Annotated in this window: 14 protein-coding genes and 2 other annotated features; all 14 genes read left to right on the top strand. The window is 36.6% G+C overall.

Translation table 11 applies throughout. The features are described from left to right. The first annotated feature begins 2 nt into the window (after positions 1 to 2). On the top strand, positions 3 to 1385 hold the full coding sequence (radA, locus tag R4B61_RS07380) for a DNA repair protein RadA (protein ID WP_413627610.1): 1383 nt from the start codon (positions 3 to 5) through the stop codon (positions 1383 to 1385). A 74-nt stretch (positions 1386 to 1459) separates the two neighbouring features. Further along, on the top strand, positions 1460 to 2953 hold the full coding sequence (gene gltX, locus R4B61_RS07375) for a glutamate--tRNA ligase (RefSeq protein ID WP_413627609.1): 1494 nt from the start codon (positions 1460 to 1462) through the stop codon (positions 2951 to 2953). Between the two features lie 102 nt (positions 2954 to 3055). Continuing rightward, a complete protein-coding gene (gene cysS / locus R4B61_RS07370; protein ID WP_413627608.1) occupies positions 3056 to 4471 on the top strand; it encodes a cysteine--tRNA ligase in 1416 nt (471 codons plus the stop codon). Positions 4472 to 4474: 3 nt separating this feature from the next. Beyond that, positions 4475 to 4900: a Mini-ribonuclease 3 gene (locus R4B61_RS07365; protein ID WP_413627607.1), complete on the top strand. Its 426-nt coding sequence runs from the start codon at positions 4475 to 4477 to the stop codon at positions 4898 to 4900. Beyond that, positions 4890 to 5642 carry a 23S rRNA (guanosine(2251)-2'-O)-methyltransferase RlmB gene (rlmB, locus tag R4B61_RS07360; RefSeq protein WP_413627606.1) on the top strand — a complete coding sequence of 251 codons (753 nt, stop codon included), beginning with the start codon at positions 4890 to 4892 and terminating at the stop codon, positions 5640 to 5642. The genes R4B61_RS07365 and rlmB overlap by 11 nt, the downstream gene beginning before the upstream one ends. Before the next feature lie 182 nt (positions 5643 to 5824). Next, on the top strand, positions 5825 to 6439 hold the full coding sequence (locus R4B61_RS07355; RefSeq protein WP_413627605.1) for a sigma-70 family RNA polymerase sigma factor: 615 nt from the start codon (positions 5825 to 5827) through the stop codon (positions 6437 to 6439). Positions 6440 to 6454: 15 nt separating this feature from the next. Beyond that, positions 6455 to 6604, top strand: a complete 150-nt coding sequence (gene rpmG, locus R4B61_RS07350; RefSeq protein WP_413627604.1) for a 50S ribosomal protein L33 — start codon at positions 6455 to 6457, stop codon at positions 6602 to 6604. A gap of 10 nt (positions 6605 to 6614) precedes the next feature. After that, entirely contained in the window at positions 6615 to 6788 is a 174-nt protein-coding gene (gene secE, locus R4B61_RS07345; RefSeq protein WP_413627603.1) for a preprotein translocase subunit SecE, read from the top strand. A 108-nt stretch (positions 6789 to 6896) separates the two neighbouring features. Further along, positions 6897 to 7451, top strand: a complete 555-nt coding sequence (nusG, locus tag R4B61_RS07340) for a transcription termination/antitermination protein NusG (RefSeq protein ID WP_413627602.1) — start codon at positions 6897 to 6899, stop codon at positions 7449 to 7451. A gap of 124 nt (positions 7452 to 7575) precedes the next feature. Continuing rightward, positions 7576 to 8001 carry a 50S ribosomal protein L11 gene (rplK, locus tag R4B61_RS07335; RefSeq protein WP_413627601.1) on the top strand — a complete coding sequence of 142 codons (426 nt, stop codon included), beginning with the start codon at positions 7576 to 7578 and terminating at the stop codon, positions 7999 to 8001. A 96-nt stretch (positions 8002 to 8097) separates the two neighbouring features. Then, a complete protein-coding gene (gene rplA, locus R4B61_RS07330; protein WP_413627600.1) occupies positions 8098 to 8790 on the top strand; it encodes a 50S ribosomal protein L1 in 693 nt (230 codons plus the stop codon). 58 nt (positions 8791 to 8848) lie between these two features. Continuing rightward, positions 8849 to 8964 (top strand) — a sequence feature (ribosomal protein L10 leader region). 25 nt (positions 8965 to 8989) lie between these two features. Continuing rightward, positions 8990 to 9499 carry a 50S ribosomal protein L10 gene (rplJ, locus tag R4B61_RS07325; protein ID WP_413627599.1) on the top strand — a complete coding sequence of 170 codons (510 nt, stop codon included), beginning with the start codon at positions 8990 to 8992 and terminating at the stop codon, positions 9497 to 9499. Between the two features lie 36 nt (positions 9500 to 9535). Further along, a complete protein-coding gene (gene rplL / locus R4B61_RS07320; protein WP_413627598.1) occupies positions 9536 to 9901 on the top strand; it encodes a 50S ribosomal protein L7/L12 in 366 nt (121 codons plus the stop codon). Positions 9902 to 10000: 99 nt separating this feature from the next. After that, positions 10001 to 12571 carry a bifunctional lysylphosphatidylglycerol flippase/synthetase MprF gene (gene mprF, locus R4B61_RS07315; RefSeq protein WP_413627597.1) on the top strand — a complete coding sequence of 857 codons (2571 nt, stop codon included), beginning with the start codon at positions 10001 to 10003 and terminating at the stop codon, positions 12569 to 12571. A gap of 86 nt (positions 12572 to 12657) precedes the next feature. Then, positions 12658 to 12907: a binding site (T-box leader), on the top strand. The last annotated feature ends 44 nt before the right edge of the window (positions 12908 to 12951 follow it).

Raw genomic sequence — 12951 nt, 5'->3', positions numbered from 1 at the left:
AGATGGCAAAAGTAAAAACTAAGTTTGTTTGTTCTAACTGTGGCGATGTTTCACCGACTTATTTGGGTCGGTGTCCTAACTGTGGTGAGTGGAATACTTTTGTTGAAGAAATAGTACAGAAAAATGACGGTGAAGCTGGTAGCGTTTCGCGGGTTTCGTTTGACGGACAAAAGTCGAAGCCACAACTAATTGATACAGTTGATGCCCACGATGCACCGCGCTATAAAGTTCCTTCAAATGAGTTAAACCGAGTTTTAGGTGGCGGAGTGGTTCCGGGATCTTTGGTATTAATTGGTGGAGACCCAGGAATTGGGAAATCAACGTTGTTGTTACAGGTCTCTGGACAGCTTAGCCAGCTGGGTAAAAAAGTTCTATATGTAACTGGTGAAGAGAGCGCTGATCAGGTCAAAATGAGAGCAGATCGGTTGAAAATTAATAAAAATGATCAACTATACGTTTTCCCAGAAACTGATATGACTGCGGTACGTGAATCGATTGCTAATTTAAAACCAGACGTTGTGATTATTGATTCGGTGCAAACCATGCAAGAAAGCGAAGTTACTTCAGCAATTGGTTCGGTATCTCAGGTTCGTGGAGTTACCGCCGATTTAATGAACATTGCTAAAACTAATAATATTACGATTTTTGTCGTTGGTCATGTGACTAAGGGAGGAGCTATTGCAGGTCCTAAAACCTTAGAGCACATGGTTGATACGGTTTTATACTTTGAGGGTGATAAGCATCATTCTTACCGTTTGTTAAGAGCGGTCAAGAATCGATTTGGTTCCACTAATGAACTAGGAATTTTTGAGATGATTGATACCGGGCTAAAAGAGGTACAAAATCCGTCAGAAATTTTCTTAGAAGAACGGTTGCACAATGCGACTGGTTCCGCCATTGTGGTGGCAATGGAGGGGACTCGTCCCATTTTAGTTGAACTGCAAGCCTTAATTACGCCATCTGTTTTCGGTAATGCCCAAAGAACGGCTACCGGAGTTGATCGTAATCGAGTTTCTTTAATCATGGCAGTTTTAGAAAAACGGGCTGGATTAATGCTACAAAACCAGGATGCTTATTTAAAAGCAGCTGGGGGAGTGAAGCTAGTTGAGCCAGCAATTGATTTGGCGATGGCAATTAGTATTGCTTCAAGTTATGAGGATGTTAGTACTAATCCGAAAGAATGTTACATTGGTGAGTTAGGTTTAACGGGAGAAATTAGACGAGTTGATCGAATTGAGCAACGAATTCGAGAGGCAGACAAGTTAGGCTTTTCTCGGGTAGTGGTTCCCAAACATAATCTCGATGGATTGCAGTTGAATTCTGAGATTGAAATTGTAGGAGTTACTACAATTCGGGAAGCTTTAAAATTGTCTTTACCGAAATAGCCGTCCAGTCCTTTATTTTTGTGGTTTAAAATTGTAAAATAAAGAGTAAATTGAAAAAGAAAAGAGAGATTTAATTGGCAAATAATAAGATTCGAGTTCGATATGCTCCTAGTCCAACGGGGCACTTGCATATTGGAAATGCAAGAACAGCAATTTTCAACTACCTTTTTGCACGTCATAACAAAGGTAAGTTTATTATCAGAATTGAAGATACAGATACTAGTCGAAATGTCGCTGATGGGGAAAAGAGTCAATTAGATAACCTTCGTTGGCTAGGACTTGACTGGGATGAAGGTCCCGATGTTGGTGGAAACTACGGTCCTTATCGCCAATCAGAACGTCGCTCTACTTATGATCCATTGGTAGAAAAGTTATTAGCAGAAGACAAAGCTTATTATTCATACAAAACTGAGGAAGAATTAGAAGCAGAACGTGAAGAACAAAAAGCACGTGGTGTAATGCCTCATTATGAATACGAATTTGCTGGGATGACCGAAGACGAGAAGAAGCAAGCAATTGCTGATGCAGAAGCTAAGGGATTAAAACCAGTTATTCGTTTTAGAGTTCCTAAGAATAAAACCTACGAATGGGATGATATCGTTAAAGGAAAAGTTTCCTTTAACTCAGATACTATTGGTGGTGACTTCGTAATTGTTAAACGAGACGGAATGCCTACTTATAACTTTGCCGTAGTTGCGGATGATCACAACATGGAAATCAGTCATGTTTTCCGTGGAGATGATCACGTTGCCAATACTCCTAAGCAAATGATGATTTATGAAGCACTGGGTTGGGATATTCCTAAGTTTGGTCACATGAGTTTAATTATCAGTGCAGATACTGGTAAAAAATTAAGTAAGCGTGACGAAACGGTTCTTCAATTTATTGAACAATACCGTTCATTAGGTTATCTTCCTGATGCATTATTTAACTTCATCGTATTACTAGGTTGGTCTCCAGTGGGAGAAGATGAGTTATTTACCCAACGTCAATTCATCAAAATGTATGATGAAAATCGTTTAAGTAAATCACCCGCAACCTTTGATAACAAGAAGTTAGAATGGATTAACAACCAATACGTTAAAAATTCTGACGAAGATACAATTGTTGACTTAGCACTACAACAATTAATCAAGGCTGGTAAACTACCAGAAAATCCGGATGCTTTAACCATTGAATGGGCTCGTAAATTAATCGATGTTTACCGTCCACAAATGAGTTACATGGCACAAATTGTTAAAATGGCAAACGTTTTCTTTGAAGAACCTGATCTAGTTTCAGGAGATGCTTTAGAAGAAATTAGTAATGAAACTGCACCGGTTGTTTTGGCTGCATTTGCAGAAAAAATTAAAGAATTACCAATTTTTGATAAAGTAGCAATTTTGAAAACCATTAAAGCCGTCCAAAAAGAAACTAAAATTAAGGGTCGTCTTCTTTGGATGCCAATTAGAATTGCGGTTACCCATGAAAAAGAAGGTCCTGAATTACCAGAATCAATTGAATTGATTGGTCGTGAGAAGACACTTGCTTCATTACAACAAACTCTTGATCAAATCAGCGGAAAATAAAAAATATTTTTCAAATAATTGGTCTAGTCAAACGACTAGTCCTTTTATTTTGGAAAAAAGCAAAACTGATATGATATGATTAGAAGAAAACGGGAGGCCATCATGGGATTAAAAGTTTATAATTCATTGCATAATGAATTGGAAGATTTCGAGCCAATTCAAGCTGGGAAAGTTAATATGTACGTCTGTGGACCAACTGTCTACAACTATATTCACATTGGAAATGCGCGAAGCGTTGTAGCATTTGATACCATTAGAAGATATTTTGAATATCTCGGTTATCAAGTTAACTATGTTTCTAATTTTACGGATGTTGACGATAAGTTGATTAAGGCAGCAGCTGAGGAAAACATTACTGTACCAGAATTAGCTGATAAGTTTATTGCGGCTTATTTTGCAGATACTGATGCATTGAACGTTAAACGAGCTAATGTAAATCCTCGTGCTACCGAAAATATTCCTGAAATCATTGGATTTATTGAAAAATTAATTGAAAATGGTTATGCCTACAGTGTTGATGGTGATGTCTACTATCGTGCGCGTAAGTTTAAAACTTATGGTGAACTAGGTCATGAAGATTTAGATACGCTAGAAAGTGGTGCGAGTGAACACGTTTCGGCAGAAGAATTGAATAAAAAGGAAGATCCCATTGACTTTGCCCTTTGGAAGAATGCCAAAGGGTCAGAAATTTCGTGGGATTCTCCTTGGGGAAAGGGCCGTCCCGGCTGGCACATTGAGTGTTCCGTAATGTCAACTAAGTATTTGGGTAAAACCTTTGATATTCATGGTGGTGGAATTGATTTAGAGTTTCCTCATCACGAAAATGAACGGGCTCAAAGTGAGGCGGAAACGGGACAAACTTTTGTAAACTATTGGCTTCACAATGGATTTGTGACGGTCGGAGACGAAAATCAAAAAATGAGTAAGTCTCTGGGTAATTTTGTTACCGTACATGATTTGCTAAAGAAAGTAGATCCACAAGCGCTTCGATTGATGATGTCAGTTACACAATATCGTCGTCCTATTCAATTTACCCAAACTGCAATTGACGAAGCACAAACTAATTTAAAGAAATTGCAAACTGCTTATCACAACCTAAACTATCGTTTACAAGATGCTGAAGGTGGCAATGATCCAAAGATTGATCAAGAAATTAGACAACTACAAGCCGATTTTCAAGATGCAATGGATGATGATTTTAACGTTGCTAACGGAATTGCTAAGGTATATGAAATTGCCAAATTAGGAAATGTCTATTCCGAACGTTCCTTTGTATTCGCAGAAACAATTAAATTGATTATGCAAAAATTACAACAATTGGCAGCAATTTTTGGAGTGCGATTAGAAATTAACAATGTCAGTGATGATAAGGTAGAAGAACTAATTAAAGAACGAAACGAAGCTAGAAAAAACAAAGACTTTGCACGTAGTGATGAAATTCGAGATGAATTAAAAGAACAAGGAATCATCATTGAAGATACACCGCAAGGAACCCGTTTCAGAAGGGAAAATAATTAATTAATGAGTGAACCAGATAGAAATATTGATTTTAAACAGTTAAATGGAATTACCCTAGCGTACCTGGGTGATGGAGTGTACGAGGTGTTTATTCGTCGGCATTTAATTGATGAAGGAATTACTAAACCTAATCAACTACAACGAAAAGCAACTAAGTATGTTTCTGCTAAGGCACAAGCCGGGTTAATTGCTTTGATGCAAGAAGATCAAATTCTCTCAGATGAAGAAGATTACTTTTTCAAGCGGGGAAGAAATGCCAAAAGTTACACGCATGCCAAGAATACTAGTGTAGTTACGTATCGTTTCTCAACCGGTTTTGAAGCTTTGTTTGGCTTTTTGTCACTTAGCGGCCAAGATGATCGATTAGTTGAATTAGCAAAATGGTGTATTAAACAAGTAGATTCTGGGAGAGTAGTTTATGAAAAATAATGAAGATTTTATTATCGGACGTCATCCGGTAGTAGCCGCATTACGTAACGAAGGACAAGATATTAATAAATTATTCTTGCAATCTGGACTTAGTAAAGATGATGAAACGGTCAAATCCATTTTAAAATTGGCGAAGGGCCGTCATTTGGTTATTTCTAATGTGCCCAAGAGTAAGTTGGACTTAATGTCTGATCACCAAAACCATCAGGGAGTAATGCTTGCAATTGCTGCATTTAAATATGCCAGCCTAGATGATTTGTTTGCTAATGCAGAACAAAAAGATGAAGCTCCATTTCTAGTAATTCTAGATAATATTTCTGATCCACATAATTTAGGATCAATTTTAAGAACGGCTGATGCAGCTGGGGTGCACGGGGTAATCATTCCTAAGCATCGTTCAGTTGGATTAACCTCAACGGTTGCAAAGACATCTGCCGGGGCAATTGAACGAGTTCCAGTGGCAAAGGTAACAAACTTAGTAAATACGGTTAACGAGTTAAAAGACCGCGGAGTTTGGGTCTTTGGAACTGATATGAAGGGAACTGATTATCGACGTTGGGATGCTCAAGGATCGTCAGCTCTGATTATTGGGAGCGAAGGAAAGGGAATTTCACCACTGTTGAAAAAGCAGGTTGATGAAATGCTAACCGTTCCGATGATTGGAAACATTCAAAGTTTAAATGCCTCCGTAGCAGCCGGATTATTAATGTATCAAGGATTCAATTCACGTCATTCGCTTTAAAATAAAGGACTAGTATTTTTAAATGCTAGTCCTTTTTATTTTGGCAGCAATTATTTTTAGTCTGATTTACTTAGAACCAAATTGGTATCAACGCTTAAAACTTATTAGAACGCTTGTTTGCTTGTGCAAACTTGGTAAAGATTTGTAACTTATAACAAACAAATAACAAGGGGGAATTGGTAATGACGAACAAAACTAGTAAAAGATTGGACAATGAACAAATTGCAGCTGCACAAATAGATGAGGAAAGTTTTTGGGAGTTGTTTCAACAATTTTCCCCGGTATATTTAAAGATGTGGCGTGAATTTTACTTAAATGATATGGAGTTATCTGATTGGAGTCAGGAAGCAGCGATTGTTTTTCAACGCTCGCTACAAAAATATGATGCCAATAAGAATGTAACTTTCGGGAGTTTTTACAAAGCTAGTTTACGAAACTTTTTATATGATCTGTTAAGAAAAAAGAATGCACAAAAACGAGTTCCTGGTAAATTACAGACTTCATTGAGTGAATACGTGGAATTTTATGCAGACACCATTCAAGACATTTCGGTGGCTAATCCATACGAAACGTATGAATTCTATGAAACCGTGAAAGTAGTGAGTAATCAATGCTCAGAATTGGAAAATTACGTTTTAGCGTCTTCATTAAAGCAGGTTCCCTTACAAAAGATTGCCGATGAACGGAAACTTTCCTTGGGTAAGGTCAGTAGTGCATTATTTAGATGTCGGAGAAAGTACGAAAAGTATACTAAATTGACGGCGGTAAAATTAGATGATAAGCTAATAACTAGATAGTGCGAGGTATAGATAATGAAACAAATAAAAATGGCGCTAGCATGTACAAAATGTGGTTCCAGAAATTATACGATTGTTGCTAACCCTAACCGAGAAAACCGGTTAGAATTAAAGAAGTATTGTAAACATTGTGGAAAAAACGAGTTACATCGAGAAACTCGTTAAGGAGAAAAAAATGAGACTTTGGAAATTTCTTAAAAGTGTTGTTACTGAAATGAAAATTGTGGTTTGGCCAAGTGCTAAACAAAATCGAACTGATACAATTACAGTTTTTGGAACCGCAATTTTCTTCACTATTTTTCTAGGTGCAGTTGATTGGATAGTTCAATTCTTACTAATGAAATTATAGTCTAGATGCCTAGCATCATATTTTTAAATCTGTTATAGTTAAACAAATGACTTCGCATCAGCGAGGTTTTTTATTTTGTTTTAATTTAATTAAAGGGAGATTATTCAAGTGGTAGAATCAGCTGAAAAACAATGGTATGTTCTTCATACTTACTCTGGTTACGAAAACAAAGTTAAAGAAAACTTGATTTCAAGAAGAGATTCAATGGATATGCAAGACTTTATCTTTGACGTAGTGGTTCCAGAAACAGAAAAACATGAAGTTAAAAATGGTAAAGAAAAAATCGTTATGGATAAGACTTTTCCAGGTTATGTTTTAGTACAAATGGTCATGACTGATCGTGCTTGGTACGTGGTTAGAAATACACCAGGAGTAACTGGTTTCATTGGTTCACACGGACAAGGTTCAAAGCCTAACCCATTATTACCTGATGAAGTTGAACACGTAATGGCTCAATTAGGAATGAAGCATAACGTGCAACCACTAGAAAGCAAAGTGGGCGATACTGTGACAATTACAGCGGATGCCTTTAAAGGACTTTCTGGAAAAATCACTGAAATTGATAACGAAAAAGGTAAGCTAAAAGTTATTATTGATATGTTTGGTAGAGAAACCAGCGCTGAATTAGAATTTGATCAAGTTAAGCCCCTTGAATTAGAATAGGCTTAGTTTCTTGTCAATTAAAATGGATTATGTTACAATTCATTAGTGCGTTTTGCATATAATCAGCGTGGGAGAAGAATTTGATTCTTCATTTACCACACACGGACTTAAGGAGGTTTGTCTCGTGGCTAAAAAAGTAGTAGATATTGTTAAGTTACAAATTGCAGCGGGTAAAGCAACACCTGCTCCTCCAGTTGGACCTGCATTGGGTCAAGCTGGTGTTAATATTATGGAATTTACAAAGGACTTTAATGCAAGAACTGCTGACCAAGCAGGAATGCTTATTCCGGTTGTAATTACCGTATTTGAAGATCATTCATTTAGCTTTATTACTAAGACTCCACCAGCAGCTATTCTTTTAAAGAAGGCTGCCGGAGTTGAATCTGGTTCTGGTGAACCTAACACTAAAAAAGTGGCTAGTGTAACTAAAGCTCAAGTGCAAGAAATTGCAGAAACTAAAATGCAAGATCTAAACGCAGCTGATGTTGAAGCAGCTATGCGTATGATTGAAGGTACTGCACGTAGTATGGGATTCACTGTCGAAGGTTAATTTCAAACACGTAGTAGACGCTGTATTGTTAAAAGGCAATACATGAGGTGGGAGGAAATAATTTCCGTTTGACCACAATTGCAAGGAGGAAAACACATGGCTCGTAATAGAGGTAAAAAATACAGAAGTGCTGCAGAACAAATTGATAAGAGCAAATCTTACTCAGTTGACGAAGCAGTTGCTTTAGTTCAAAAATTAGATGTTGCCAACTTTGATGACTCAATCGAAGTTGTTGTTAAATTAAACGTTGATACTAAGCAAGCTGATCAACAATTACGTGGTGCCGTAGTTTTACCTAATGGTACTGGTAAAGACCAAAAAGTGGTTGTATTTGCTAAGGGTGAAAAAGCTAAAGAAGCTGAAGCAGCCGGTGCAGATGTTGTCGGTGAAGATGACTTAGCTCAAAAAATCATGGATGGTTGGTTAGACTTTGATGTTGCCGTATCAACTCCAGACATGATGGCTCAAGTTGGTCGTTTAGGTCGTGTTCTTGGTCCTAAAGGATTAATGCCAAACCCTAAGACTGGTACAGTTACTATGGATGTAACTAAGGCTGTTTCAGAAGCTAAAGCCGGTAAGGTTACTTACCGTACTGACCGTGATGGTAACATTGCCGTTGCTATTGGTAAGAAATCATTTGATACTGAAAAATTAGTTGAAAACTTTAAGACTATTGAAAATGTCTTGGTTAAGAACCGTCCTGCATCAGTTCACGGTACTTACATCCAAAACATTTCTGTATCATCAACATTTGGTCCTGGTGTTAAGGTATCACCTGAATCATTTTAATTAATTGATCTAAAATTAAATCCCTATATTGACTAGTATTTTTTCTCATGTTAATATACTAATATAATATGATTCGCCTAAGACTCAGGTGGTTTAACGACCTTAATTTTGCCTGCCGAGGAGTTTAACGACTTTCCTTATGTTTTGGCGACATAGGGATTTTTTTATAGATCCCATAATTCATTGGGAGGTGAAATTTATGCCAAAGAAAGAAGTTATTGATGCCAAAGCCAAGAAGGTTGAAACAATTGCTAAGGACTTCGAAGAAGCCGTATCTGCAATCGTTGTTAACTCTCGTGGTTTAACAGTTGCTCAAGACACTGAATTACGTAAGGAATTACGTGAAAGCGGTGTTAAACTTATGGTTATTAAGAACAAGATTTTAGAACGTGCTGCTGAAAAAAGTGGTCACACTGATCTAAAAGAAATCTTTAATGGACCTAGTGCGGTTGCATTTTCACATGAAGATGCCATTGCTCCTGCTAAGATTTTGAAAAAATTTGCTGACGAAAATGATACTCTTGTAATCAAGGGTGGAATTATCGAAGGTGAAGTTGCAGATCTTGATAAGATTAACGAATTTGCTACATTGCCTAGTCGTGATGAACTTTACGCTACTCTTGCAAATATCTTACAAGCTCCTGTACGTAACGTTGCATACGCTGTTAAGGCCGTTGCAGATAGTAAATCAGACGAAAGTGCTGAATAATTAAAAATAAAAATATCCTATTAGGAGGAATTTAACATGGCTTTTGAAAAAGATAACATTATTTCACAATTAAAAGATGCTTCAATCACTGACTTAAACGATTTGGTTAAAGCAATCGAAGAAGAATTCGAAGTTTCAGCTGCTGCTCCAGTTGCTGCTGCAGGTGCTGCTGGTGGTGACGGTGCTGCTAAGAGTACTTTCGACGTTGAATTAACTTCAGCTGGTGCTGGTAAGATCAAAGTTATTAAAGAACTTAAAGGTATTACTGGTCTTGGTTTGAAAGAATGTAAAGAAATCGTTGATGGTGCTCCATCAATGGTTAAAGAAGGTCTTTCAGAAGACGAAGCTAACGACATCAAGGACAAACTTGAAGCCCAAGGCGCAACTATTACTCTTAAGTAATCAGATTGTTAATAAAAAGGGGATGTGTGACTATTCACACATCCCCTTTTTAATACCTAGGTTTTTATTGTATGATTAATTCAGGGGAACTACTTTTCTATGGAGGATACAAATACATTGAAAGCTTTTTTCAAAAAATGCGTTGATTTTTTCAACAAATATTCAAACATAATTAAAATTGCCTTTTTAGTGGTGGTGCTTGCTTTTGTGGTCTTTGAAGCCCACAATATTTTGCAAGAAATTAATGGGGCACAAATGCGTAAGAGTTTGTCCTCACAATCGCCCACTAATTTGTTAATTTTAACAGTTTTAGGTTTAATTGCAGTTACTCCGATGTTAATTTATGATTTTACCTTTACGGAGTTTTTGCCTAGCAAATTTAAACCCTTATACATTATCAAAAGTGGATGGATCACAAATACCTTTACTAATATTGCCGGCTTTGGTGGATTTTTAGGAGCCAGCCTTCGTGCAGATTTTTATAGTAAGGATGCAACTAAAAAACAAATCTTGTATGCAATTTCAAAAGTAGCATTATTTTTATTAGCTGGTTTATCGACTTATTGTATTGTTGCTTTAGTTTTTATTTACGGATTTGGAATTGGTAAGCAATTTTCCGGTGATTGGATTTTATTACTGGGTGGGGGAATGTACTTCCCAATCATCTTTACTATCACTAGACTTAATAATTCAGAGTTCTTCGCTGATTTAACAATCAGTCGTGAGATCCGATTAATAATTGGTTCTTGTTTGGAATGGGGATTTTGTGGTAGCTTATTTTTAATTATTGGTGCTTTTATGAACTTACACATTAACCTATTAGCGGTGTTCCCCTTATTTATCGCTGCTAATGTGGTGGGTGTAATTTCACTTCTACCTGGTGGATTAGGTAGTTTCGATGCAATGATGATTTTAAATCTGGCAGCATTTGGAATTTCACCTACTACCGCAACTGTCTGGGTATTGTTGTACCGAATTTTCTATTACTTTATTCCCTTTGGAATTGGGGCAGCCTTATTTGCTTATGACCTTTGTGGTCGTTTAAATAAATTCTTGGACTACATTCCTTATAATATTTTGCAGCGTTCGGCTCAAATTATTATTACCGTCTTTATGTACTTCTCTGGAATTATGATGATTTTGTTAGCCATTATTCCTAACATGATTTTAGTAAATCCGCTTTATAACTCCGTCGCACCGTTTACTTTATATTTCCTTGGACAATTATCAAACGTGATAATTGGTTGCTTGTTGATTGGATTGGCACGAGGGGTTAGCGCAAAAGTGAAGAAAGCCTTTTGGCCAACTTTTGTTATCTTAGTCTTTGCCATTGGAAATACTTTATGGAAAGAAGATTTTCCAATTCGATTAGCAGTATTTTTAGCATTTATTGTGATCTGTCTATTGCTATCTAGAAAAGGAATGTACAGAAAACGCCTCACTTATTCATGGGGTGCTTTAATTACCGATTTCCTAATCTTTATGGTGGCTTTAGCAGTTTACTGTATCATCGGATTCTTCATGGGAAATGGTCATGTTCCATTCAAAGTTCAAAACGCTTATTTACTTCCTTCCCAGCAAGTTTGGGTGGTCGGATTAATTGGATTTGTAATTGCCATTTGTATTTTATATGGACTAATTCGCTACCTTTCTTATTCGAATACTCCCTGGTTAGACCAACCATTTGATGAAGAACGGATCAATGCTGTAATTGATAAGTTTGGTGGTAATGAAGTTAGCCACTTGGTCTTTTTACGAGATAAAAAGGTTTACTTCTATTCAGAAGATGGTGAAGACCAAATTGTATTTATGTATCAACAGATGGCTAATAAACTAATCGTCATGGGTGAACCATTTGGTAATCAAGCTAAATTAAACGCTGCAATTGATCAATTTATGATTGATGCAGATAATGTCGATTTAACGTTAGTCTTTTATGAAGTGGGCGAATCCTTAACAATGCTTCTTCATGATAAGGGGTTTGACTTTATCAAGGCAGGAGAAGAGGGCCACGTTGACTTGGAAAACTTTACTTTATCTGGTAAAAAACGTCGTGGTGAACGAGCTCTAATTCATAAGTTTGAAAGAGATGGTTATGAATTCAAAATTATTCAACCACCATTTTCAGATACCCAGTTAGCTGATTTAAAAGAGCTTTCAGATGAATGGTTGCAAGGGAGAGATGAGAAAGGATTCTCGCTAGGATTCTTTGATACTTATTACTTGAACCAAGCTCCAATTGCAGTTATTCAAAATGAAGATGATAAAATCGTGGCGTTTGCAAACATTATGCCAACCGGAGATTTTGCCATGACTTCAATTGACTTAATGCGTTCCGGTGCAGAAGCTCCATCAGGAATCATGGACGGGATTTTCATTAGTCTCTTTAAATATTCTCAAGAAGAGGGTTACAAGAACTTTAACTTAGGAATGGCACCACTAGCAAACGTGGGTAATTCAAGATTTAGTTTCATTAACGAAAAGATGGCTCACTTAATCTACGAATATGGTGATTCTTTCTATAGTTTCCAAGGTTTACGTTCTTATAAGGAAAAATACGTGGATAAATGGGAATCCAAATACTTTGTGTACCGGAAAAATAATTCATTGGTATTTACCATGATTCAACTTCTTAAGGTTGTTAACGAACGTCCTGAATTAAAAGATTAATTATTCCGCTTAATAACGAACTATTTTGTGAATAACGTTGACTTTTAAGTTGAAAGTGACTACAATTAGTAAAAACATTAAATTAAATAATCAGATGTAGAAGTTAAGTATAGTGGGATTTTTCTCAGAGAGTTCTTGGTTGGTGAAAAAGAACGAAAAAGAAAACTAGAAAATGGGCTTTAGAATACTCTATTAGTGAACATTATTTAGCTAATAGCGGGTTTGTGACCGATATCAAAACAAAGTTATACCGATATAGTCGGTGCAACTTACCGAGAGTTAGGTCGTAAGATTTAACTAAAATAAGGTGGTATCGCGAGAACACTCGTCCTTTAATTAGGGCGGGTGTTTTTTTATTTAATTTTCTTAAAATTAGGAGG

It is taken from the genome of Fructilactobacillus vespulae (assembly GCF_047324295.1).
Lineage (GTDB): Bacteria > Bacillota > Bacilli > Lactobacillales > Lactobacillaceae > Fructilactobacillus > Fructilactobacillus vespulae.
Note: the sequence above shows the minus strand (reverse complement) of the source record. Positions and strands in the feature narration are given on the sequence as shown.

Coding starts and splice junctions, on each gene's coding strand:
- radA (WP_413627610.1), top strand. CDS start 3: ATGGCAAAAGTAAAAACTAAGTTTGTTTGTTCTAACTGTGGCGATGTT.
- rplA (WP_413627600.1), top strand. CDS start 8,098: ATGGCTCGTAATAGAGGTAAAAAATACAGAAGTGCTGCAGAACAAATT.
- secE (WP_413627603.1), top strand. CDS start 6,615: ATGAGACTTTGGAAATTTCTTAAAAGTGTTGTTACTGAAATGAAAATT.
- R4B61_RS07365 (WP_413627607.1), top strand. CDS start 4,475: ATGAGTGAACCAGATAGAAATATTGATTTTAAACAGTTAAATGGAATT.
- mprF (WP_413627597.1), top strand. CDS start 10,001: ATGGAGGATACAAATACATTGAAAGCTTTTTTCAAAAAATGCGTTGAT.
- rpmG (WP_413627604.1), top strand. CDS start 6,455: ATGAAACAAATAAAAATGGCGCTAGCATGTACAAAATGTGGTTCCAGA.
- R4B61_RS07355 (WP_413627605.1), top strand. CDS start 5,825: ATGACGAACAAAACTAGTAAAAGATTGGACAATGAACAAATTGCAGCT.
- rplJ (WP_413627599.1), top strand. CDS start 8,990: ATGCCAAAGAAAGAAGTTATTGATGCCAAAGCCAAGAAGGTTGAAACA.
- rlmB (WP_413627606.1), top strand. CDS start 4,890: ATGAAAAATAATGAAGATTTTATTATCGGACGTCATCCGGTAGTAGCC.
- rplL (WP_413627598.1), top strand. CDS start 9,536: ATGGCTTTTGAAAAAGATAACATTATTTCACAATTAAAAGATGCTTCA.
- cysS (WP_413627608.1), top strand. CDS start 3,056: ATGGGATTAAAAGTTTATAATTCATTGCATAATGAATTGGAAGATTTC.